25 protein-coding genes and 1 pseudogene are annotated in these 21947 nt (G+C 70.6%); 7 read left to right on the forward strand and 19 right to left on the reverse strand.

The annotated features are described in order from the left end of the window. Nucleotides 1–226: 226 nt before the first annotated feature. The 4 genes from DDF67_RS16760 to DDF67_RS16775 all read right to left on the reverse strand — a co-directional run bounded on the left by DDF67_RS16760 (nt 227) and on the right by DDF67_RS16775 (nt 3578). On the reverse strand, nt 227–1495 hold the full coding sequence (locus DDF67_RS16760; RefSeq protein ID WP_109101998.1) for an acetyl-CoA C-acyltransferase: 1269 nt from the start codon (nt 1493–1495) through the stop codon (nt 227–229). 78 nt (nt 1496–1573) lie between these two features. Continuing rightward, entirely contained in the window at nt 1574–2230 is a 657-nt protein-coding gene (locus DDF67_RS16765; protein WP_109101999.1) for a sulfite oxidase-like oxidoreductase, read from the reverse strand. 69 nt (nt 2231–2299) lie between these two features. After that, nucleotides 2300–2725 carry a hypothetical protein gene (locus DDF67_RS16770; protein WP_109102000.1) on the reverse strand — a complete coding sequence of 142 codons (426 nt, stop codon included), beginning with the start codon at nt 2723–2725 and terminating at the stop codon, nt 2300–2302. 112 nt (nt 2726–2837) lie between these two features. Continuing rightward, complete coding sequence (locus DDF67_RS16775) at nt 2838–3578, reverse strand: glycosyltransferase family 2 protein (protein ID WP_109102001.1); 741 nt, start codon at nt 3576–3578, stop codon at nt 2838–2840. A 55-nt stretch (nt 3579–3633) separates the two neighbouring features. On the opposite strand from DDF67_RS16775, the gene DDF67_RS16780 reads away from it, so the two are divergent. Together DDF67_RS16780 and DDF67_RS16785 are read left to right on the forward strand one after the other, a co-directional pair. Then, nucleotides 3634–5412 (forward strand): ArnT family glycosyltransferase, encoded by a 1779-nt coding sequence (locus DDF67_RS16780; RefSeq protein WP_109102002.1) that lies wholly within the window; start codon nt 3634–3636, stop codon nt 5410–5412. Further along, entirely contained in the window at nt 5409–6311 is a 903-nt protein-coding gene (locus tag DDF67_RS16785; protein WP_109102003.1) for a hydroxymethylglutaryl-CoA lyase, read from the forward strand. Before DDF67_RS16780 ends, DDF67_RS16785 begins: the two co-directional genes overlap by 4 nt. A gap of 172 nt (nt 6312–6483) precedes the next feature. Here DDF67_RS16785 and DDF67_RS16790 read toward each other — a convergent pair whose 3' ends face one another. Both DDF67_RS16790 and DDF67_RS16795 read right to left on the reverse strand, forming a co-directional pair. Then, nucleotides 6484–7188: a glycosyltransferase family protein gene (locus DDF67_RS16790; RefSeq protein WP_109102004.1), complete on the reverse strand. Its 705-nt coding sequence runs from the start codon at nt 7186–7188 to the stop codon at nt 6484–6486. A gap of 70 nt (nt 7189–7258) precedes the next feature. After that, entirely contained in the window at nt 7259–8134 is an 876-nt protein-coding gene (locus DDF67_RS16795) for a bifunctional regulator KidO (RefSeq protein WP_058349463.1), read from the reverse strand. 100 nt (nt 8135–8234) lie between these two features. On the opposite strand from DDF67_RS16795, the gene DDF67_RS16800 reads away from it, so the two are divergent. Beyond that, nucleotides 8235–9230: an XdhC family protein gene (locus DDF67_RS16800; protein WP_109102005.1), complete on the forward strand. Its 996-nt coding sequence runs from the start codon at nt 8235–8237 to the stop codon at nt 9228–9230. Nucleotides 9231–9243: 13 nt separating this feature from the next. Here DDF67_RS16800 and DDF67_RS16805 read toward each other — a convergent pair whose 3' ends face one another. The 6 genes from DDF67_RS16805 to moaA all read right to left on the reverse strand — a co-directional run bounded on the left by DDF67_RS16805 (nt 9244) and on the right by moaA (nt 12580). After that, the gene (locus DDF67_RS16805; RefSeq protein WP_109102006.1) at nt 9244–9750 is read right to left on the reverse strand and encodes a hypothetical protein; all 507 of its coding nucleotides are present in this window, start codon (nt 9748–9750) and stop codon (nt 9244–9246) included. 100 nt (nt 9751–9850) lie between these two features. Beyond that, nucleotides 9851–10318 carry a cyclic pyranopterin monophosphate synthase MoaC gene (gene moaC / locus DDF67_RS16810; protein WP_109102007.1) on the reverse strand — a complete coding sequence of 156 codons (468 nt, stop codon included), beginning with the start codon at nt 10316–10318 and terminating at the stop codon, nt 9851–9853. Nucleotides 10319–10325: 7 nt separating this feature from the next. Beyond that, nucleotides 10326–10877: a molybdenum cofactor biosynthesis protein B gene (gene moaB / locus DDF67_RS16815; RefSeq protein WP_109102008.1), complete on the reverse strand. Its 552-nt coding sequence runs from the start codon at nt 10875–10877 to the stop codon at nt 10326–10328. A 9-nt stretch (nt 10878–10886) separates the two neighbouring features. Beyond that, complete coding sequence (locus tag DDF67_RS16820; RefSeq protein ID WP_109102009.1) at nt 10887–11330, reverse strand: molybdenum cofactor biosynthesis protein MoaE; 444 nt, start codon at nt 11328–11330, stop codon at nt 10887–10889. After that, nucleotides 11327–11566 carry a MoaD/ThiS family protein gene (locus tag DDF67_RS16825; RefSeq protein ID WP_109102010.1) on the reverse strand — a complete coding sequence of 80 codons (240 nt, stop codon included), beginning with the start codon at nt 11564–11566 and terminating at the stop codon, nt 11327–11329. The genes DDF67_RS16820 and DDF67_RS16825 overlap by 4 nt, the downstream gene beginning before the upstream one ends. A gap of 3 nt (nt 11567–11569) precedes the next feature. Beyond that, a complete protein-coding gene (moaA, locus tag DDF67_RS16830) occupies nt 11570–12580 on the reverse strand; it encodes a GTP 3',8-cyclase MoaA (RefSeq protein WP_109102011.1) in 1011 nt (336 codons plus the stop codon). Nucleotides 12581–12626: 46 nt separating this feature from the next. Between moaA and DDF67_RS16835 the strand changes: the two genes are divergently transcribed. Then, a complete protein-coding gene (locus DDF67_RS16835) occupies nt 12627–13199 on the forward strand; it encodes a nucleotidyltransferase family protein (protein WP_109102012.1) in 573 nt (190 codons plus the stop codon). Here the strand turns inward: DDF67_RS16835 and DDF67_RS16840 are convergent. The 7 genes and pseudogenes from DDF67_RS16840 to DDF67_RS16870 all read right to left on the reverse strand — a co-directional run bounded on the left by DDF67_RS16840 (nt 13196) and on the right by DDF67_RS16870 (nt 17962). Beyond that, a complete protein-coding gene (locus tag DDF67_RS16840) occupies nt 13196–13606 on the reverse strand; it encodes a hypothetical protein (protein WP_109102013.1) in 411 nt (136 codons plus the stop codon). The genes DDF67_RS16835 and DDF67_RS16840 overlap by 4 nt on opposite strands. 106 nt (nt 13607–13712) lie before the next feature. Continuing rightward, a complete protein-coding gene (locus tag DDF67_RS16845; RefSeq protein ID WP_109102014.1) occupies nt 13713–13928 on the reverse strand; it encodes a hypothetical protein in 216 nt (71 codons plus the stop codon). A 37-nt stretch (nt 13929–13965) separates the two neighbouring features. Then, the gene (locus DDF67_RS16850) at nt 13966–14319 is read right to left on the reverse strand and encodes a hypothetical protein (protein ID WP_109102015.1); all 354 of its coding nucleotides are present in this window, start codon (nt 14317–14319) and stop codon (nt 13966–13968) included. 218 nt (nt 14320–14537) lie between these two features. After that, on the reverse strand, nt 14538–14819 hold the full coding sequence (locus tag DDF67_RS25575) for a hypothetical protein (protein ID WP_233247683.1): 282 nt from the start codon (nt 14817–14819) through the stop codon (nt 14538–14540). A 142-nt stretch (nt 14820–14961) separates the two neighbouring features. Continuing rightward, a pseudogene (locus DDF67_RS26410) lies at nt 14962–15138 on the reverse strand (response regulator transcription factor); the annotation flags it as partial. 74 nt (nt 15139–15212) lie between these two features. After that, nucleotides 15213–17396: a xanthine dehydrogenase family protein molybdopterin-binding subunit gene (locus DDF67_RS16865; protein ID WP_109102016.1), complete on the reverse strand. Its 2184-nt coding sequence runs from the start codon at nt 17394–17396 to the stop codon at nt 15213–15215. Then, nucleotides 17393–17962 (reverse strand): (2Fe-2S)-binding protein, encoded by a 570-nt coding sequence (locus tag DDF67_RS16870; protein WP_109102017.1) that lies wholly within the window; start codon nt 17960–17962, stop codon nt 17393–17395. The genes DDF67_RS16865 and DDF67_RS16870 overlap by 4 nt, the downstream gene beginning before the upstream one ends. A 190-nt stretch (nt 17963–18152) precedes the next feature. Between DDF67_RS16870 and DDF67_RS16875 the strand changes: the two genes are divergently transcribed. The 3 genes from DDF67_RS16875 (at nt 18153) to DDF67_RS16890 (ending at nt 21802) form a co-directional block, all read left to right on the forward strand. After that, nucleotides 18153–19049, forward strand: a complete 897-nt coding sequence (locus DDF67_RS16875) for an NAD(P)-dependent oxidoreductase (RefSeq protein ID WP_109102018.1) — start codon at nt 18153–18155, stop codon at nt 19047–19049. Between the two features lie 369 nt (nt 19050–19418). Further along, nucleotides 19419–21011 (forward strand): bifunctional phosphoribosylaminoimidazolecarboxamide formyltransferase/IMP cyclohydrolase, encoded by a 1593-nt coding sequence (gene purH / locus DDF67_RS16885; protein ID WP_109102020.1) that lies wholly within the window; start codon nt 19419–19421, stop codon nt 21009–21011. A gap of 17 nt (nt 21012–21028) precedes the next feature. Continuing rightward, nucleotides 21029–21802: a dienelactone hydrolase family protein gene (locus DDF67_RS16890; RefSeq protein ID WP_109102021.1), complete on the forward strand. Its 774-nt coding sequence runs from the start codon at nt 21029–21031 to the stop codon at nt 21800–21802. The last annotated feature ends 145 nt before the right edge of the window (nt 21803–21947 follow it).

Consider the following 21947-nt stretch of genomic DNA (forward strand, 5'->3'; position numbering starts at 1 on the left):
CCTCGGGCCGGTTCTACGTTCAGCCTCCAAAACATCGTTGGATTTCGCGGCCGCTCTTCGAGAAGAGGCGTGCGCTCGAAGACCATCCATAATTCTTCGCCTCCCTCGCCCCTGTGGCGAGAGCGCATGCCGGCGACCGCTCAGACCTCGATCTAGCTTGAAAGGTCTGAGCAGGCGAAACGATGGGTCCTGGGCGCAAGGCCCAGGACGGCAGCCGAGTTGAGGCCTATGCCGCCTCCAGCAACATCATCGTGCCCTGGCCGCCGTCGGCGCAGATGCTGACGATGGCCTTCTCGCCCTTGCCGCGTGCGGCCAGCTCTTTGGTCGCCTGGCTCAGGATCCGCGCCCCGGTGGCCCCGAACGGGTGACCCAGCGCGAGACTGCCGCCGGTGGGGTTCATCCGCTCGCGCGGGAAGGCGCCGAGATCGGCCGTGACCCCGGCCCTGTCGGCCAGGAACTTTTTGCTCTCCCAGGCGGCGATGTGCGACAGCACCTGGGCCGCGAAGGCCTCGTGGATTTCCCACAGCCCGATGTCGGAAAGCCTCAGGCCGTTGCGCGCCAGCATGCGCGGCACGCCGTAGGCCGGGGCCATCAGCAGGCCTTCGTTGCGCAGGTCGATGGCGGTGATCTCGTAGTCGAGGATCTTCACGCGCGGCGTCCGCTCGGGCAGGCGCGCCAGCCCCGCCTCCGACGCCACCCAGACGCTGGCCGCGCCATCGGTCAGCGGCGAGGAATTGCCCGCCGTCAGCGTGCCCTGGCCGCTGGTCTTGTCGAAGGCCGGCTTGAGCTTGGCCAGCTTCTCCAGCGTGCTGTCCTTGCGCGGAATGGTGTCGCGGCGCGCCTCGCCGACGGGGATCACCAGGTCGTCGAAGAAGCCGTTCTCCCAGGCGCGCACGGCGTTCTGGTGGCTGGAAAAAGCGATGGCGTCCTGGTCGGCGCGCGAGAGGCCCCATTCCTTGGCGGTGATCTCGGTATGCTCGCCCATGGAGAGGCCGGTGGTGCGATTGGCCACCTTGGGAATGAACAGCTTTGCATCCGCCGCCTTGAACGCCGACAGCACCGCCAGCCGCCCCTTCAGGTCGCGGGCCTGCTGGAAGCGGCGGATCCAGTCCGACAGCCGCACCGACAGGCCGATCTGCACCCGGCTCATGGCCTCGACGCCACCGACGAGGGCAAGATCCCGGCCGCGCCCGTCGATCATGCCGGCGGCCTCCAGAACGCCGGCCATGCTGGTCGAGCAGGCCATGACCGTGGAGAAGGCCGGGATGGTCGGATCGGCCCCGGCGTCCAGCAGCACCTCGCGGGCGATGTTGCTCCAGGTGAGGTTCGGAATGACCGTGCCCCACACCGCGAAGTCGGGCCGCGCGCCCTTTTCCAGCATGGCCTTCACCACGGGCACGGAAAGGTCGATGGCGTCGTGGGAGGCCAGCGCCCCGTCGACCTTGGCGAAGGGCGAGCGCAGGCCGGCGGCGAGCCAGAGGTTGGAAGCGGTCATGACACGGCGTCCGTAAGAGGGTCTGTTACCGATAGATAGGCGCTCGGATGCGCCGGCGCTTGTCGAAATCGGCCGCCCTCAGCCGTAGCGCTCCTCGCCCCAGGGATCGCCGCGATTGTGATAGCCGCGCTCCTCCCAGAAGCCGGGCCGATCAGCGGCGACGAACTCGACCCGCTTCAGCCACTTGGCGCTTTTCCAGAAATAGAGATGCGGCACGACCAGCCGCACCGGCCCGCCGTGCTCGGGCGCGATCGGCGCGCCTTCCCAGCCGTGGGCCAGCAGCGCGCCCTCATGGGCGAAGTCGTCGAGGGCGAGGTTGGTGGTGTAGCCGTCGTAGGAATGCAGCACCACGAACCGCGCCTCGTCCCTGGGCGCGACGGCCAGCACCACGTCGCGGGTCAGCACCCCGTGCCAGTGGTTGTCGTAGCGCGACCAGGTGGTGACGCAGTGGATGTCGGACACCGGCGCGCTCTGCGGCTGGGCCAGCAGGGCCGAAAAGCTCCACGTCGCCGGCCGCGACACCAGGCCGTCGATGCGCAGCCGCCAGTCCTCGCGGGAGACGTCGGGCTTGAGGCCCAGGTCCAGCACCGGCCAGTCGCTCGTCAGGTGCTGGCCCGGCGGCAGGCGCTCGGCCTCCGGTCGGCTCCTGTCGCCGGTCAGGAACTTGCCCGAGCGCGCCCAGGCCTCCTTGCTGCGGGTCAGCTTGCTGTCTTGCGGCGGCTGGTCGTCGTCCATCGGGGCCTCCTGGCGGAAGGCTAACGCGGGACGGCCCCTGGCGGCTTGAAGAAAGCGCTCGGCGCGCGCCTAGCGCATCTCGCCGAAGTCGACGTCGCGGCGGGCGGCGACGATGGTCACGATGAAGCCGGCCAGCACGTCCAGCAGCACCATCAGGGTGATCAGGAAGAACACCGAGGTCGCGAAGGCCGGCAGCAGCAACAGCTCCACCAGGCAGACGATGAACAGCACCATCGACAGCGAGTGGTTGACGATCGCCACCTTGCGGCTGGTCGTCGACTTCAGAAGCTCGACGAACAGCACCACCAGCGAGGCGGCCAGCAACAGGTCGCCCCAGCTGACGATCCAGTCGACGCGCGAAGCCATGTGGATGCGAAACAGCTGCTCGCTGAACCGATAGCTGGCCGCCTCCGACGAGAAGCCGCCGCCGACCGTCAGGGCCAGCAGATTGTAGATCAGCACCGGCAGGGCCAGCAGCGGAAAGGCGGCGAACATTGCGGTGAATTCCCCCGAAGTCGAGCTTCAGGGTTAACCGGTTTTGCGACGCCGGTGAAGCGGGGGGCGGCTCTCTTGCCCCTCTTCCATAGGGAGAGGGAGGGATCGAGAGTTACGCCTCGTCCACGCCCTGCGGGTTGCGGGCCCGCGACTGCAGCCACATCACGCCGAAGAGGTCGCTGACCGAGGCCTTCAGGCGGCCGAAGTTGGTATATTTCGACACGCCCGTCTCGCGGTGACGGTGGTTCACCGGCTGGAAGGCGATCTCGTAGCCCTCGCGCAGCATCAGCGCGGGGATGTAGCGGTGGATGTGATCGAAGTAGGGCAGCCGCAGGAAGGCCTCGCGGCGGAAGGCCTTCAGGCCGCAGCCGGTGTCGTTGGCGGTGTCCTTCAGGAGCCGCTTGCGCACGCCGTTGCCGAACTTGCTGGCGAAGCGCTTGGCGTTGCTGTCCTGGCGCTTGACCCGCTCGCCGCCGACCAGGGCCAGCTGCGCCGGCCCCGCCTGCAGCGCCTTGGCCAGGCGCGGGGCGTCGGCCGGGTCGTTCTGGCCGTCGCCGTCCATGGTCACCACGATCGGGGCGCGGGCGGCCAGGATGCCGCTGCGGATCGAGCGGCTCTGGCCCGAGTTCTTGCGGTGGCCCAGCACGCGCAGTTGCGGGATCTCGGCCTTGAGGGCGGTCAGCAGGGCCTTGGTGTCGTCGCGGCTGGCGTCGTCCACGAAGATCATCTCGTAGGACTCGCCGGCGAAGGCGGCGGCGATCTCGCGCGCCAGGGCCGGCGCGGCCCCGCCCTCGTCGAACACGGGCACGACGACGGAGAAATCGGGGGTCGCGGCGGAATTATCGGATGTCATGGCCGCTTTTACCGCAAATCTCGCGCCATGAAAGGATCGTGCTATTCCAGCACGCATGAGCGCGAACACCAGCCCTAATCCCGGTCAGAGCCCTACTCTTGAATCCCGTCTCGACGCCTGGTCGCGCGGCTGGCGCGCGCCGGTGTTCGCCGCCCTGGTGGCGCTGATCGCCGGCCTGCCGGGCCTCTTCGCCATGCCGCCGCTCGACCGCGACGAGTCGCGCTTCGCCCAGGCCACCGCCCAGATGCTGGAGACGGGCGACTATGTGAACATCAAGCTGCAGGACCAGCCGCGCAACAAGAAGCCGGTGGGCATCCACTGGCTGCAGGCCGTGGCGGTCGAGGCCGTCTCCGCGCCCGAGGACCGGGGCATCTGGGCCTATCGCATCCCTTCGCTGCTGGGCGCCATGCTGGCGGCGGCGGCCTGCGCCTGGGGCGCCGCGGCCTTCTTCGGCCCGCGCGAGAGCCTGCTGTCGGGCGCGATCCTGGGCGCGACCTTCCTGCTGTCGACCGAGGCCTTCATCGCCAAGACCGACGCGGCCCTGTGCGGCTTTACGACTTTGGCCATGGCCGGCCTGGCGCGGATCTACGCCGCCGGGCTGGCGAGCGAGAAGGTCGGCAAGGGACCAAAACTGGCCTTCTGGATCGGCATGGCCATGGCCGCCCTGATCAAGGGCCCCGTCGGTTTGCTGGTCGCGATCCTGGCCATCCTCGCCCTGTGGGCATGGGACCGGAGGATCGGCTGGCTCAAGCAACTGGGCTGGAGCTGGGGCCTGATCCTGTTCGCCGCCATCGTCCTGCCCTGGGCGACCATGATCACCATCGCCACCGACGGCGCCTTCTGGGGCGCGGCGGTCGGCGGGGATCTGGCCCCCAAGCTGGCCGGCGGCCACGAGAGCCACAGCGGCCCGTTCGGCTACTACGCCCTGCTCTCGCCGCTGCTGCTGTTCCCGGTGACCCTGCTGCTGCCCGCCGCGCTGGTGCTGGCCTGGACCCGTCGCGATGAGCCCGGCGTGCGCTTCGCCCTCTGCTGGCTGATCCCGACCTGGCTGATGTTCGAGATCCTGCCGACCAAGCTCGCCCACTACACCCTGCCCTCGTTCGGGGCTCTGGCGATGCTGATGGCCGCCGCCCTGCGCAAGCCGCTCGGGCTGGGTTCGCGGATCGTCGGCACGGTGCTGCTGGCGATCGCGGGCGTCGCCTTCGCCGCCGTCTGCATCGTCGCCTGGAAGACCTACGCCGCGCCGCAGACCCTGCCGCTGGCCATCCTGCCGGCCTTGCTGTTCCTGGCCGCCGCGGTCGCCGGCGGCTGGCTGATCCTGCGCCGGCGCAAGGCCGCCCTGGCTCTGGTCACCGCCGGCGCCCTCGGCGTCCTGGCGCACGGCGCCATGGCCGGCCTGCTGGCCCCGCGCCTCGATTCGCTGTGGCTGTCCAAGCGCCTGGCCCGAGCGCTGGAGGCCGCCGATCTGGCCCCCCGCGCCGGCGCACCCGGCCCGGTGGCGGTGACCGGCTATTCCGAACCCAGCATGGTCTTCCAGCTGGGCACGACGACGCAGCTGACTGACGCGGAAGGCGCGGCCGACGCCGTCGACGAGGGCCGCCCCGCCGTGGTCGAGGGCCGCGAGGACGAGAAGTTCCGCGCCGCCCTGGCCGCCTTGGGCCACTCGCCCCGCCTGGCCGGCGAGATCAGGGGCCTGAACTATTCCGACGGCGACGACGAGGTGCTGCGCGTCTATCGCGGCGAGCCCCGCCGCCCCTCTCTTCCTGGGCGCGAGGCGCCGGACGTCCTGCAGGACGCCGAAGCCCCCGCCGCAACCGAGGAGGCCCGCCCGTGAGCCGCTTCATCGAGATCGTCGAGGTCGGTCCGCGCGACGGCCTGCAGAACGAGAAGGCCATACTGTCGGTCGACGAAAAGCTCGACCTGATCCGCCGCCTTGAATCCGCCGGCGCCCGGCGCACCGAGGTCGTCTCGTTCGTCAATCCCAACCGCGTGCCGCAGATGGCGGGGGCGGAAGAGATCATGGACGCCCTGGGCGGCCCCGATCCGAAGCGTTCGCGCATCGGCCTGGTGCTGAACATGCGCGGCTGGGAGCGCTGCGTGTCCACCGGCTGCGACGAGGCCAATGTCGTGGTCTGCGCCTCCGACGGCTTTGGCACGCGCAACCAGGGCGCCACGGTCAATCAGCAGCTCGATGCGCTGGCCGCCATCGTCGAGCGCCAGGCCGTCGACGGCGGCCCGCCGATCACCGCCACCATCTCGGTGGCCTTCGGCTGTCCGTTCGACGGCGAGATCAGCGAGGACCAGGTCGTGGCCATCGCCCGCGAGGCCGCCGCCATGAACGTGCCCGAGATCGCCATCGCCGACACCATCGGCGTGGCCGACCCCTGGACCGTCCGCAAGCGCATCGAGGCCGTCCGCGCCGCCGCCCCCGACGCGCGCCTGCGCATCCACTTCCACGACACCCGCAACACCGGTCTCGCCAACGCCTTCGCGAGCGTCGAGGCCGGGGTCGACGTGCTCGACGCCTCGGTCGGCGGCCTGGGCGGCTGCCCCTTCGCCCCGGCGGCGACGGGCAATATCGGCACCGAGGACCTGGTCTACATGCTGGAGCGGGCCGGCTTCGAGACGAGCTACGACCTGGCCGCCCTGATCACGATCGGCCGCGACATCAGCGAGCGCCTGGGCAAGGCGCCCGCGTCGTCGCTGGCCCGGGCGGGCGGGTTTCCGGCTTAAAACCCCTCTCCCGTGGGGAGAGGGAGGGGCCCGCGCCGAAGGCGTGGGAGGGTGAGGGCGTACGCCGTCGGCGGTCCCGTCACTTAGATGAAGTGCGAAATCGGCAAGGGTGAAACCCCTCACCCTCCCAGGCTATCGCCTGGGCCCCTCCCTCTCCCTCTGGGAGAGGGGGTTAAGCCGCGAACCGTCCCAGGTCCTGCTTGCTCTCCACCAGGTCCAGAACGTCGCCCATGCGGAAGCCGGGATCGACCGGGTGCAGGGCGTCGTAGATCGAGCGGGCGAAGGCCAGGTCCGCCGGGGTCTTCACGCGCCAGTCCAGGGCGCTCCAGTCGCGCACGGCCCGCAGGTGGGCGTGGCGGAAGCGGTTGGGCTGGTTGCGGATGGCGGCGGTGGGCGAGATGCGGGCCAGCGGGTCGCGCTCCTCGGCGGCGGCGGTGCGCAGGGCCTGGGCCGAGATGACCTCGACCTCCAGGCCGGCCGGATAGGTGCGATAGACGCGGTTGGAGGCGTAGTCGGCGCCGGTGCTCAGCGCCAGCTTGACGGTCTGGTCGATCAGGCCCGGGTCGACGAACGGCGCGTCGCCCTTCAGGCGGACGATGTGGCTGACCGGACCTGCGGCCTCGGCGCAGCGGGCGATGCGGTCGAGAATGTCGGCGCCCGCCCCGCGATGGACGGTGACCCCGCGCGACACCAGGAAGCCGGCCAGGGCGTCGTCGGCCGGCTGGTCGCTGGTGGCGACGATGATCTTGGAAAGGGTGGCGGCCTGCCGGATGCGCTCCAGCTGGCGCAGGATCATCGGCTGTCCCTGGAGGGTGGCCATCGCCTTGCCGGGCAGACGGCTGGAGCCCATGCGGGCCTGCAGGACGGCGAGGATCATGGCGCGGCCTCCCTTCGAGGCGTCTTGTCTGGTTCTATCCTGAACCTTGAGCTTCGAGTCGGGTCCGCGGCTAGGCGACCCAACGTCGCGGGTCGAGCGCCACCGGATCGTCGATGGCCATCTCGTCCCAGTCCAGGTCCGGCGGCGGGCTCGAGGCGGCGGCGACGACGGCCGACAGTTCGGCCGCCGAGGTCACGCCAACGATCACGGCCGAGGCTTCCGGACGCGAAAGCGCGAAACCGAGCGCGGCCTGCAGCGGGTCCGAGCGGCCCTCGGCGATCATGCGGCGCACGCGCGACAGGCGGCCCGAGGCCCCCTTCAGCTGGGCTGGAACGCGGTCGGGCGGCAGGAACAGCAGGCCGTTGAGGAAGATCGAGCGCAGCTGAACCTCGACGCCCATGCCGGCGATGCGCTGCAGCGAGCCGTCGGCCAGCAGGCGCTGGTCGAGCAGGCTGGCCGGCGCCTGGATGATGTCGGGCTTGAAGCGACGGGCCACGCCCACCGGATCATCGGTGGCGTGCGCGGAGATGCCGATGTTGCGGAACAGGCCCTGCTCGCGCAGGCGCAGCAGGCGGTCCCACATGGCCGGGCCATGGGCGCCGAACAGTTCCGACGGCGATTGGACGACGATGGTGTCGGCGCGCTCCAGGCCCAGGCGGCGCAGCGAACCGCGGGCCTCGGCCTCGACGAAGTCGGGGCCGCGGTCGGCGCGGGCGGCGGCCAGGGTCACCCGGCACGAGACGGGACGCGGGATCAGGTCGCCGAGCACGGACTCCGAGCGGCCATAGACGCCCGAGACGTCCAGCACCGACAGGCGGGCGCGCGCGGCGATGTTCAGGATGTCACGCGCCTCGACCTCGGGGGAGCGCGAACGCGGCGACGCGTTCATGCCGTCCAGTCCGAACTGGGCGGCGGCAAGACCGAGCTTGGAGACGGTGAGCGACATGAACTTCCGCGTCGGATGAAGCACCAATGTCGGGGAGCGTACGCGCCAAGGTTTGAAGAAGGCGTTTCTGGAACCTTGCCGAGGCGTTAAGATCGGCCCGATGGACCTTACCGATCCCGCCGCCCCTTCCGGCCCCGAATGGCCGATGCACGGCCTGGCCGACGACATGCGGCCAGCGCTCGAAGAAGCCCTCGCGCAAGGCCCCGCGGCGCTGGCGACCATCATCGCCCTGGAGGGCGGCGGCCCGCGCCCGGTCGGCACGCAGATGGTGTTCGCACAAGGCTTCGTGGCCGGTTTCCTGTCGGGCGGCTGTATCGAGGGCGACGTCGAACTGCATGCCCGGGAAGTGCTCGAAACAGGGGTCCCCAGGCGCCTCGTCTATGGCGAGGGCAGCCCCTGGCCGGACATCCGCCTGCTGTGCGGCGCCCGCATCGAGATCCTGGTCGAACGCCTTAACGCCGACGATGGCGCGTTGCGCGACCTTTTGACTCACGCCGGAAAAAGACGCCCGGCCCTGTGGTTCACCGACGGGACCCGGCGGGTCTGCGCCCCGGTCGGCGCGACGCCCGTCCCATGGCCCGGCGTCTTCGTGCGCCGCTTCGATCCGGTCCCGCGACTGGTGGTGATGGGCGGCGATCCGACCGCCCTGGCGCTGGCCAGCCTGGGCGTCCAGGCCGGGTTCGAGACCACCCTGGTGCGCCCCAAGGGTCCGATGGCCGCCCCGCCCCTGGCCGGCGTGCGCTACAGCCGCGAGGCCCCGGCCTCCGCCCTGGCCGCAGCCGGCCTCGACGCCTGGACGGCGGTGGCGGTGTGCAGCCACGACATGGCGCTGGACCACGAGGCCCTGCTGGCCGCCCTGCCCTCGCCGGCGCCTTACGTCGGCCTGCTGGGAGCGCGGCGGCGGCTGTCCGAACGGCTCGCGGCGCTGAAGGCCGACGGCCTGACGGAAAGAGACCTCGCCAAGCTTCGCGCGCCCATCGGCCTGGATCTCGGCGGCAAGGCCCCGTTCGAGGTGGCCGTGGCCGTGATCGGCGAGATCATCGCCACGCGGAACGGGCAGCCGGCTCTGGAGCGGCGGGCCGAAGCGGTGGGCTGAGCCCCGGCCAAGCCTACGGATAGGTGATCGTCAGATCCTGCGACGACACGAGGGTCCCGCTGATCTCGCAGCCGTAGGGCGCGGGCGCCGGACCGACCGCCTGGGTCGGAATGGTCAGGATGTTGGCGGCGTCGTTCCACTGCACCTCGATCGTCTCGCGACAGTCCCCCAGGAACGTGTGCAGGAATAAGTTCGAGATCGTCATGTCGGTGACCGTCGTCCCGCCAGACGGCGGCAGGGTGTTGAACGACCAGGCCGGGCTGAACCACGGCGTGATGACGCCGCAAGGCGCACCGGGCGGCCCCATCGATCCCGACGAGACGGTCATGGTGGTTCCGCCGCTGCTGATCGTGGCGTTGAGGGTCAGGGTGCAGGTGTAGACCGGCGAGCCCGCGATCTTGAACAGGATCGGACCGCTCAGCACGATCGGCGTCCCGGCGGAGGTGAAGCCGGCCTGCGCCGCCGGCGCCACGCCGAGCGCCAAGGCCGCAACCATCACGGCGCCTGCGATCCTGACCATGAGACGTCTCCCTGCGTAGTTGTCCATGCACAACCCTGGGAGGCAATTTCCATTATTGTAAGTAGAGAGTCCAGAGCAATCTGCACGGGGTCGGCAGGCTTCAGCCCTTCCAGTCGCCCGACTTGCCGCCGGTCTTCTCCAAGAGCCGCACGGTCTCGATGACCATGCCTTTCTCGGCGGCCTTCAGCATGTCGTAGATGGTCAGGCAGGCTACCGAGACCGCCGTCAGGGCCTCCATCTCCACGCCCGTCGGGCCGGTGGTCCTGACTCGCGCGGTCACCGCCAGCCCGCCCTGCGCCGGCTCGACCTCGACCACCACCTTCGACAGGGCCAGCGGGTGGCACAGCGGGATCAGGTCGGAGGTTTTCTTGGCCGCCATCACCCCGGCCAGCTCGGCCACGGCGCGCACGTCGCCCTTGCGGCCGGTTCCCGAGACGGCCAGAGCCAGGGTCTCAGGGCTCATCCGCACGAAGCCCGTCGCCACCGCCTCGCGGGCCGTGGCGGGCTTGTCGGAGACGTCGACCATGCGGGCGCGGCCCTGGTCGTCGATGTGGGTCAGCCTGCTCAAAGTCGCTCTATTTCTCTAGAAGCCGGGGCATCAGCTCGACCATGTTGCAAGGCTTGTGGCGGCTGTCGAGCTGGGCGGCGATCACCTTGTCCCAGCCGTCCTTCACCGCGCCGTTCGAGCCCGGCAGGCAGAACACGAACACCCCGTCGATGATCCCGGCCGTGGCTCGCGACTGCAGGGTCGAGAGCCCAACCGTGGCGTAGGAGACGAGGTGGAACACGACGGCGAAACCGTCGATCACCTTGTCGAACAGCGGCTGCAGCGCCTCGACGGTGACGTCGCGCCCCGTGAGGCCGGTGCCGCCGGTGGTGACCACCGCATCCACTTCACCGCCGTCGATCCAGCCGCGCACGGTGGAGCGGATCTTCTCGATATCATCGCGCACCACCGCCCGTCCGGCGAAGTCGTGGCCGGCGGCCTTGACGCGCTCGATCAGGATCTGGCCCGAGGTGTCGGTGGCCTCGTCGCGGGTGTCGGAGACGGTCAGGATCGCCACCCGCACCGGCTTGAACGGCAGCTCCGGCTTGATCCCGCCGCCCTGGGTGAGGCCTGCCGACATCCGCTTCTCCTAAACGTCCCAACGCTGAGCGTCGGTCCTATCCTGAGCCGTCGGCTCGATCCAGCGGGCTCCGGCAGGACCATGCTCCTTCTTCCAGAACGGCGCCCGGCTCTTGAGCCAGTCCATCAGGAAGTCGCACGCCTCGAAGGCGGCCCGGCGATGCTTGGCCGCCGTCGTCACGAACACCACCGCCTCGCCCGGCGCGATCTTCCCCACCCGGTGGACGATCCGCCAGTCCTGCAGGCCGAACCGCCCCGCCGCCTCGACCGCGAAGGCCTCGATCGCGCTTTCGGTGAAGCCTGGATAGGCCTCCAGCTCCAGGATGCTGGCGCTCCCGCCCTCGGCGCGGGCCAGCCCGACGAAGCTGGCCACCGCCCCGGTCTCGTCGCGGCCGGCGCAGAAGGCGGTCAGCAGCGCGCCAGGGTCGAACGGCGCCTGGGCAAGCGTGATCATCCGCCGCTCATCGGCGGCAGGAAGGCGACCTCGGTGGCCGCGGCCAGCACGGCTTCGCCACGCACCAGCGCCTTGTCCACGGCCACCTGAACGCCGGGGCCTTCCAGGGCCCGCGCGAGGGCCGCATCGTCATGGGCGATCGACGCGCGCAGGGCGGCCAGGCTGGCCGCCTCGACCTCGCGCTCGCGCCAGCCGGCCTGGTCGGCCAGGCGTCCGAACAGCAGCACGCGCGCCATCGCCTAGCCTCCGGTCGTCGACATGTGGCGGGCCACCGCCGGACGCGGGGCGTCGACCTGGAAGTCGTGGCCCTTGGGCTTGGCGCCGATCGCCGCGTGAATCGCCGCCACCAGCTCGCCGTCGGTCGCCCCGCCGCGCAGCACGGCCCGCAGGTCGCTGGCGTCGTCGCGGCCAAGGCAGGTGTGCAGGGTGCCGGTGCAGGTCAGCCGCACGCGATTGCAGGCCTCGCAGAAATTGTGGCTCAGCGGGGTGATGAAGCCCAGCCGCCCGCCGGTCTCCTCGACCTTGGAATAGCGGGCCGGACCGCCCGTGGCGTAGGCCAGGTCCGTCAGCGTCCAGTAGGAGGAAAGCTCGCGCCGCACCTCGCGCAGCGACAGGAACTGGTCGGTGCGATCCTCGTCGATCTCGCCCAGCGGCATGGTCTCGATCAGGGTCATGTCGCAGCCGCGCGCATGGGCCCACTGGATCAGATGCGGCAGCTCGGCGGCGTTGTCGCGCTTCAGCGCCACGGCGTTGATCTTGACCTGGATGCCGGCGGCCAGGGCCGCGTCGATGCCGCCGACCACCTTGGCCACGTCGCCGCCGCGCGTCAGCCGCCGGAAGAGATCGGGCTTCAGCGTATCGAGCGAGACGTTGATCCGCTTCACGCCCAGGGCCGCCAGCCGGCCGGCGTGCTGGGCCAGCTGGGTGCCGTTGGTCGTTAGGGTCAGCTCGTCCAGCGCGCCGCTCTTTAGGTGGCGCGACAGGGCCTCGACCAGCTCCATGATCCCCTTGCGCACCAGCGGCTCGCCGCCGGTCAGGCGCAGCTTGCGCACGCCCAGCCCCACGAAGGTCGAGGCCAGGCGGTCCAGCTCCTCCAGCGTCAGCACCTGCGCCTTCGGCAGGAAGGTCATGTGCTCGGCCATGCAGTAGACGCAGCGCAGGTCGCAGCGGTCGGTCACCGAAACGCGCAGATAGCTTACGGCCCGGCCAAAGCCGTCGACCAGTCGGGGGCTGTCGTCAGGGGACGTCATATCGGCGATAGAATAGGCGTCTCGGAGGCTGGCGGAAAGGGATCGCATGCGGCTGGAGGCCATTGTCCTGGCGGCTGGCGCGGGAACGCGCTTCGGCGGCGGCAAGCTGCTCGCCCGCTATCGCGGCCGGCCGCTGCTGGATCACGCCCTGGACGCGGCCCTGGCGGCCCCGGTGCACCGGGTGAGCGTCGTGCATCGCCCCGGCGACGCCGAGGTCGCCGCCCTGGTCGCCGCCCGACCTGGCCCCCGTCTGCGCGCCTTGGCCGCGCCCGACGCCGCCGAGGGCCTGGCCGCCTCGTTGCGGGCGGGAATCGCGACGCTCGATCCGGCGACCGATGGGGTGTTCGTCTTTCTCGGCGACATGCCCGGCGTGCCGCACGATCTGGCCGGCGACCTGGCGGCGGCGCTGTCGGGCGAGGTCGAGATCGTCGCCCCGGTCCATGCCGGCCGGCGCGGCCATCCGGTGCTGTTCGCGCGCGCCTGCTTCCCGGCCCTTGAGGCCCTGACCGGCGATCGCGGCGCACAGGGGCTGATGGCGGCGCGCGCCGTGGCCCTGGTCGAGACCGACGCCCCCGGCGTGCTGTTCGACGTCGACCGCCGCGAGGACCTGGAACGCTAGACGCCTTGGTTCCGGACTCGCCGCTGCTCGCGCCAGTGGCGCCAGACGGCGACGGCCAGCACGACCAGTATGCCGTAGCTCCAGACCGCCAGGCTCACCCTGTAGGTGTTGATGGTCACGCGATGATCGATGACCGTGGCCAGGTGCGAGGCCACGCCCAGCATCTGGAACGCCGCGATGACGACGGTCCACAGCCGGCGCGACGACAGCGAGACCCAGACGAACAGCGCCGCCACCACCCCATCGACCAGCATCAGGCCCGCATCGGCGAAGCGCGTGCTGTGCCTGACGACGATCAGCGAGATGATCCAGCCGCCCAGCGTGATCATGCCCACGCGCTGGGCGGGCTTGTCGCCGAAGCGTATGGCCAGGGTGCAGACGGCGATCGCCACGCCGAAGGAAATCAAGGCTTGTATCAAAGGAGGGGCCCCCGACTCGCGGGGGCAACATGACGCAAGTCGGGCCCGGATCAAGCGCGATCCGGGCCCTTGCTCACTTCGGGAGCGACGCGCCTCAGTGGTGCGTCAGCCGCCCCTCGCCGAGGATGCGCCGCACCTCGTCGATCACGACCAGGGCGCCTTCGGCGTCGTTGGCCTCTTCCATCGCGATCAGCCGGTGCATCAGCGCGGTCAGCACCCGTTTCTGGACCGGGCAGAGGTCGCGCACACAGCGGCCGAACTCTGCGGCTTCATCGATCGCCGGCTTGAGCGCGGCGAGAACGGCGGTCATGGATTGGCTCCAGGATTAAGAGGAGATTCGCGCGGCCTCAGGCGGCGCGGCCGCCGTCGACGGCGTGCAGGCCCGCGGTGCGCGGCGTGTCGCCACCCTCGATCTTGCCCATGTCGCCGATGGCGAGGGCGCCGCAGCCGATCTGGGCGCGGACTTCGGCGAGGTCGCCATGCGCCTTCACGATCGTCCGGCGGGCGGAAAGGATATGGGTCAGGGTGTCGCCGAGGGTCTCGATCGCTTCCTGGCCGATCACGGCCGACAGTTGCGCGTCGAGCCGCAGAGAGGGCAGCAGGCCCACCAGCTCGGCGGTTTCACGCAGGGCCGCATCGATGGCGGCTTCGGCGCGCTTCAGTTTCTCGGCCCCAGCACGGGCCGCGTCGCTGCGTTTCATGCAAGACTCTCCCACTCGCGCGGGAGCCCCCCGCACGTTCAAGGCGATGAATTGTTCGGAACTTGGTTTTGCCGGTCAGTGCGCCGGCGGCGTGCTCCAGCCCTCGCGGAACCGCTGAAGGGCGAAGAGGAATTCATGGGCGCCCATGGTCACCACGCTGAGCAGCACGCCGGCCGCCAGGGCAGAAACCAGGATCAGGCCCAGCCATTGGGCGGGAGTCAGGTCATGGCGCCAACCTCCCCGCGTTCGGACCGGATCGGACTGTCGTCCGACAGGAACGCCGTCGCCGCGAGAACTCGCAGCAGCAGCTTCGACGGAGGGTCGCCAGCCGCCTGCGCCTTGCGCAGCGCCGAAACCGTCTCCGGCACCAGGCGCTCCCGCTCGGGGGTGCCCGCCATCAGGGTCAGGCCCTCTTCCAGCGACTTCCAGCTCGCGATGAAGAACGCCGAACCGGGAGCGCCCGAAGGCCTCGTCTTGGATGAGTTGTCGTTCATGGCCATGGCCGCTCCCGCTGTTGAAAGCAGGAGAGACCGGCTCGAGCTCGACCGCTAGGCCTGGCGATTGCCTACGGTAGTCATTACCGGGGTCCCAATTACCGGGGGTCTGCTCCCAGGCCACGAAGGCCAGGGCGGCGTCGCGGCGCGGCATGCCGGCCAGGCGGCGGCGCGCGCTGAGCACGTGCATCTCGACGGTCTTGGGCGACAGGCTGAGCAGGCGCGCGATTTCCTTCGAGCGCTGATGCTGGGCGATCAGGCGCAGGATCTCGCGCTCACGAGGCGTGAGTTTCTCGAAACCAAGGCTGTCGGCAGGCTCGACCATGGCGCTAAGATGGTCCTAGCACAGCCTCTCGTCCAGCGGTCCGACGTCAATTCCGGTCGCTTCAAGGTTAACGATCAGACAGATCTGACCAGGGGCAGCCTCGCGGTCGCCTGGCCTGACAGCGCCAGCAGGGCGTTGGCGAGCGCCGGGCCGATCACCGGCGTGCCCGGTTCGCCCACGCCGCTGGGCGGCGCGGCCGACGGCACGATGTGGGTCTCCACGCTCGGCGCCTCGCCGATCCGCAGCACGCGATAGGTGTCGAAATTGCTCTGGTCGACCGCGCCTTCGGTCAGGGTGATCTCGCCATAGAGCGTCGCCGACAGGCCATAGCAGGTCCCGCCCTCCATCTGGGCGGCGATCTGGTCGGGCGAGACGGCCACGCCGCAGTCGATGGCCGTGACCACCCGGCCGACCCTGGGCGCGCCGTCCACCAGCCTGACCTCGGCGATCTGGGCGACGACCGAGCCGAAGCTCTCGTGCACCGCCACGCCGCGCGTCCAGCCGTCTGAAACCGTCGGACCGGCCTTCTCGACCGCCAGGTCCAGCGCCGCCAGGTGGCGGGCGGCGCCGGCCTTGGCGTAGAGCGCGCGGCGATATTCGACCGGATCCTTGCCGGCCTTGCGGGCCAGCTGGTCGATGGTGTGCTCCATGACGAAGGCGGTGTGGGTCGCCCCCACCGATCGCCACCACAGCACCGGCACGCCCACCTCGGGAAAGGCGACCTGGGCGTCGACCACGGGCGTGGCCTTCAGGTAGGGCGAATCCATCGCCCCCTCGACGGCGGTCTGGTCGACGCCCTTGGCGGGCATCGGCGAGTCCTTCATGATCGACTGGCTGACGATGCGGTGGCGCCAGGTCGCCGGCAGGCCGTCCTTGTCCAGCGTGACGCGCACGGCGTGGACCACCAGCGGCCGATAATAGCCGGCCCGCATGTCGTCCTCGCGCGTCCAGACCAGCTTCACCGGCTTGCCGCCCCAATCCTTCTGGGAGGCGACCTTCTTGGCCACGTGGACGCACTCGGCCACGTAGTCGGAGGTGAAGGTCGCCCGCCGCCCGAACGAGCCGCCGGCGAACAGGGTCTCGACCTCGACCGAACCCGGCAGGGTTCCGACGATCTTGGCCGTGTTCAGCTGGTCCAGGGTCTGGCCCTGCGAGCCGTGGATCAGCCGCACGTGACTGCCGTCGACGACGGCCACGCAGTTCATCGGCTCCATCGTGGCGTGGGCTAGGTAGGGGAACTCGTAGACCGCCTCGAAGGCGTCGGCCCCGCTCGCGGCCTGGGCCGCGTCGCCCTTGGCCCCGAACGATTCCCACTTCTGGTCGGCCGGGCCCTTGCCGGTCGCCAGGTCGCGGAAGGCGGCCGTGATTTCGGCGGAGCCGCGTTTTTCGGCCTTGCCCTCGTCCCAGCGCACGTTCAGCGCCTCGCGGCCCAGGCGCGCGGCCCAGGTGGACCTGGCCACCACCGCCACGCCGGTCGGGATCTCGAACACGTCGACGACGCCCGCCACCTTCCTGGCCGCGTCGGCGTCGAAGCCCTCGACCTTGCCGCCGAACCTGGGCGCATGGGCGACCATGGCCGTCAGCATGTCGGGCAGGTGGACGTCCTGGGTGTAGCGGGCGCTGCCGTCGCTCTTGGCCTGCGCGTCCTTGCGGCGCACGCGGTCGGTCCCGATCAGGGTGAAGGTCCTGGGGTCCTTCAGCACAGGGTTCGCCGGCGGGGTCGCCCTGGCCGCGTCGGCCATCAGGTCGGCGAAGGCGGCGGACTTGCCCGAGGCGTGGGTCAGCACCCCGTCCTTGACCACCACCTCGCCGGCCGGGACGTTCCAACGGTTGGCGGCGGCCTCGACGAACATCGCCCGCGCCCCGGCGCCGGCCTTGCGCAGCTGCTCCCAGCTGTTGGAGATCGCCGAGCTGCCGCCGGTCAGCTGCGCGCCGAGCGCGCCGTTGCCATAGAGCTTGGCGTTGGCCGGCGACTGCTCGACCCGCACCTTGGTCCAGTCGGCGTCCAGCTCCTCGGCGACGATGGCCGCCAGGCCCGCATGGCTGCCCTGGCCGAACTCGACGTGCTTGGAGATCACCGTGACGAAGCCGTCCGGCTCGAAGCGGATGAACGGCCCGAACGCCCCGACCTCGACCTTTGAGCCGGCGCTCATCAGGTCGGCCGGCGAGCAGCCGACGCTCAGCGCCCCGCCGACGAGCACCGCCCCGACCACCACCTCGCGGCGGCTTAAGCCTTCGGGTTTGACGGGCGGGTTCATCGCACCTCTCCGCGCTGCACGCGCGAGGTCGCGCCGGAAGCGGCCGAGATGGCCTCGTCGACATCGGCCTCGACCTGCGCCTGGTTCGCGGCCGGCGGCGCGGCGACCACCGGGGCGGCCGTGCTGGTCGCGGCCTCCTTGATCGCCGCCCGGATCCGCTGGTAGGCGCCGCAGCGGCAGATGTTGCCGCCCATCGCCGCGTCGATGTCCTCGTCGCTGGGCGCCTTGCTGGCCGCCAGCAGGGCGGCGGCCGACATGATCTGGCCCGACTGGCAGTAGCCGCACTGGGGCACGTCCAGCTTCACCCAGGCCTGCTGCAGCGGATGGGCGCCGCCCAGGCCCTCGATAGTGGTGATCTTCGCGCCGGAAAGGGCGGCGATCGGGGTGACGCAGGACCGCACCGGGTCGCCGTTCACATGCACCGTGCAGGCCCCGCACTGGGCCAGGCCGCAGCCGAACTTCGTGCCTGTCAGGCCCAGCTCGTCGCGCAGCACCCACAGCAGCGGCGTATCCGGCTCGGCCTCCACCGACACGGTCTTGCCGTTGACGTCCAAGCTCGCCGCCATGCGTCCTCTCCTGCCCCTGAAGCGGAGCTAACACCGTTATCTCGATGCGCCGCCAGCGAAATTTCACGCCGCCAGGGCGGCGCGCGCCTCAGTTCCTTGAACGCCTGTTGCGCGAAAGGGCTCACGTTCGCGGCCGACGCGCCCTAGCTTTGGGGCAGGACCCGCACGACCACCGCCAGAGGACCCCGCCTTGGACTCCTTCCCCGCCTACTTCCCCCTCGCCGGCCGCAAGGTGGTGATCGCCGGAACCGGCGAGGGCGCCGACGCCAAGGCCCGGCTGTTCGACGGCTCGCCCGCCGCCCTGGTGCGGCTCGAGGATCACGCCGCCTTCCTGCCCGGCTCCTACACCGGCGCGGTGCTGGCCTTCGTCTCCAGCGCCGACGAGGTGTTCGCCCAGGCCGCCGCCCGCGCGGCGAGGGCGGCCGGCGTGCTAGTCAATGTCGTCGACAGACCCGACATGTGCGACTTCAACACCCCCGCGGTCATCGATCGCGGCGAGGTGGTGGCGGCCGTCGGCACCGGCGGCGCCGCGCCCGTGCTGGCCACCATGCTGCGCTCGGACATCGAGGCCCAGGTGCCCGAGGGCGCCGGCCGCGTGGCCGCCCTGATGCGCAACTTCCAGAGCGAGGTGCGCGGCGCCCTGCCCACCCTGCACGAACGCCGCGCCTTCCTGCGCGAGGCCCTCTCCGGCGAAGCCGCCCAGGCGGCCATGACCGGCGACATGGAAAAGGCCGGCCAGCTGTTCCGCGAGGCCCTGGCCCGCAACGTCAGAAAGGAGGGCAAGGTCCGCTTCGTGGCCGGCAAGGGCCCCGCCGACCTCCTGACGCTCCGGGCCGTCAGAGCGCTGTCGGCCGCCGACGTGCTGGTCATCGACGAGGCCGCCGACCCCGAGGTCGTCACCATGGCCCGCCGCGACGCCCACCGCCTGTCGCCCGCCGAAGCCACGCCGGAACACCTGATCGAGCTGGCCAGGAGCGGCCGCCAGGTCGTTCGCCTGGTCGCCGCCCCGGTCGAGGCCGCCGACATCCAGGCCCTGGCGGCGGCCGGCGTCGCGGTCGAGGTGCTGCTGGCGGCGCCGAACGCATAAGATCCTCCCCCTCTGGGGGAGGTGGCCCGGAGGGCCGGAGGGGGGCGTTTTCAGCTTCCGCGAAGCCGGCCGATCGTCACGCAACTCCCCCCACCGATCGCTACGCGATCGCCTCCCCCACAGGGGGATGTTCCTCGATCATCGCGCCGCATTGACTCCCCGCCCCCCCTCCGTATGTTCCGCGCCGTTCGAGTGACTGGCGTTGAAGGTGGGTGACCACCGGGGAGCTCGAGACGGTGCGCTTTCATTAGAAAGCGCACTCGGCAAGCAAGCTTGCGAGCGGACGCAAAACCGGCGTCCACTTTTGCTGCTCGCAAGCCGCCGCGCGCCTGGGCTCCCTTCTGACCGCAACCAGACCCGGAGTCCCCCGTGCCCGCCGCCCCCGACTATCCGTCCGCCCCCGATCTCGTCGCCCCCAAGCGCGCCCTGCTGTCGGTCTCCGACAAGACCGGCCTCGTCGAGGCGGCCAGGATCCTGCACGAGGCGGGCGTCGAGCTGGTCTCGACGGGCGGCACCAAGGCGGCCATCGCCGCGGCCGGCCTGCCGGTGAAGGACGTCTCGGACCTGACCGGCTTCCCCGAGATGATGGACGGCCGGGTCAAGACCCTGCACCCCATCGTCCACGGCGGCCTGCTGGGCGTTCGCGATGCGCCCGAGCACGCCAAGGCCATGGCCGACCACGGCATCGGCGGCATCGATATCCTCTATGTGAACCTCTATCCGTTCGAGGCCACCGTCGCGAAGGGCGGCGCCTACGAGGAGTGCGTCGAGAACATCGACATCGGCGGCCCGGCCATGATCCGCTCGGCGGCCAAGAACCACGGCTATGTCGCCGTCTGCACCGACCCGGCCGACCTGGCCGACGTGCTCGAAGCCCTGAAGGCGGCCGGCGGCACCTCGCTGGCCCTGCGCAAGACCCTGGCGGCCCGCGCCTACGCCCGCACGGCGGCCTATGACGCGGCCATCTCGGCCTGGTTCGCCGCTCAGCTTGGCCAGGACTTCCCGGCCCGCAAGTCGATCGCGGGCGAGCTGCGCCAGACCATGCGCTATGGCGAAAACCCGCACCAGAAGGCGGCCTTCTACACCTTCCCCAATCCCCGCACCGGCGTGGCCACGGCCAGGCAGCTGCAGGGCAAGGAACTCAGCTACAACAACATCAACGACACCGACGCGGCCTTTGAGCTGATCGCGGAGTTCGATCCGGCCCAGGGCCCGGCCGTCGCCATCATCAAGCACGCCAACCCCTGCGGCGTGGCGCTGGGCGCCACGCAGCGCGAGGCCTATGAGCGCGCGCTGGCGTGCGATCCCACCTCGGCCTTCGGCGGCATCGTCGCCACCAACACCCGCCTGACCCGGCAGGCCGCCGAGGCCATGGTCGAGATCTTCACCGAGGTGGTGATCGCCCCCGAAGCCGACGACGACGCCGTCGCCGTCTTCGCCGCCAAGAAGAACCTGCGCCTGCTGGTCACCGGCGGCCTGCCCGACCCGCTGTCGACCGGCGACACCTTCAAGAGCGTGGCCGGCGGCTTCCTCGTGCAATCCCGTGACGACGCGCGGATCAAGGCGGCCGACCTGAAGATCGTGACGAAGCGCCAGCCCACCGAGGAAGAGATCCGCGACATGCTGTTCGCCTTCCAGGTCGGCAAGCACGTCAAGTCCAACGCCATCGTCTACGCCCGCGCCGGCCAGACCCTGGGCGTCGGCGCCGGCCAGATGAACCGCAAGGACAGCGCGCGCATCGCCGCCCTCCGCGCCGCCGACTTCGGCCTCGACCTGGCGGGCTGCGCCTGCGCCTCGGAAGCCTTCTTCCCGTTCGCCGACGGGCTGATCCAGGCGGCCGAAGCCGGCGCCACGGCGATCATCCAGCCGGGCGGCTCCATGCGCGACGCCGAGGTCATCGAGGCCGCCGACAAGCTCGGCCTCACTATGGCCTTCACCGGCGTGCGAGTGTTCCGCCACTAAGGTTTGAGCGAAAAGTCATGGACAGCGCCAGCTGGGGAGCCAAGGTCGTCGCGCGCTCGCGGGTGTTCAAGCCCGCGGGCCTGGGCCCCTTCCCCGTGGCGCTGATCCTGCACGGCTGCGGCGGCAAGACCCCGTTCCTGGAGACCTATGCCGAGGTGGCGGTGAAGGCCGGCTACGCCGCCATCGTGCTCGACTCCTTCAAGCCGCGCGGCATGAGCACGTTGGACGGCAAGCTCTTCGTCTGCACCCTGATGACCCTGCACGGGGCCAGGCGCGCGGCCGACGTGTTCGGAACCCTGGCCTGGCTGAAGACGCAAGGCTGGGCGCGGGCCGACCAGGTGTTCCTGGCCGGCTGGAGCCACGGCGCCTGGACGATCATGGACGCCTACGCCGCCGGAACCTCGGCCCCCGGCGCCACCGGCCTGCCCGACGCCGACGCGGTCGCCCTGCGAGCACAGGTCAAGGGCGCGCTGCTGGTCTATCCGTATGCGGCCTATCCCTCGATGACCAGCCGGCGCGGCTGGGGCCCCGGCGCCCCGCCGGTGTGGTCGGTGCTGGGCCAGAAGGACGGCGTCGTCGGCTGGCGGTTCCCCAAGAAGGCGCTGGACCGCCTGACCGCCGACGGCGTGAAGGTCGACCTCAAGCTCTATGCCGACGCCACCCACGCCTTCGACGACGACAAGGCCAACGACCCCCGCGCCATCTACCGCCCCGACCTCTTCCAGGAGGTGCAGGACTATTTCGGCGCGGCCCTGAAGGCGGTGGCGCCGCCGAGGCCGTTGTTCAGCTGAGGAAGAGCCTCAAGATCCTCCCCCTCTGGGGGAGGTGGCCCGAAGGGACGGAGGGGGAAGTGACTGATGCGTTCGGCACATCCCCGACGCCAGCAATCACTTCCCCCTCAGTCGCTCCGCGACAGCTCCCCCTTCAGGGGGAGCA

It is taken from the genome of Caulobacter endophyticus, assembly GCF_003116815.1.
Taxonomy (GTDB): domain Bacteria; phylum Pseudomonadota; class Alphaproteobacteria; order Caulobacterales; family Caulobacteraceae; genus Caulobacter; species Caulobacter endophyticus.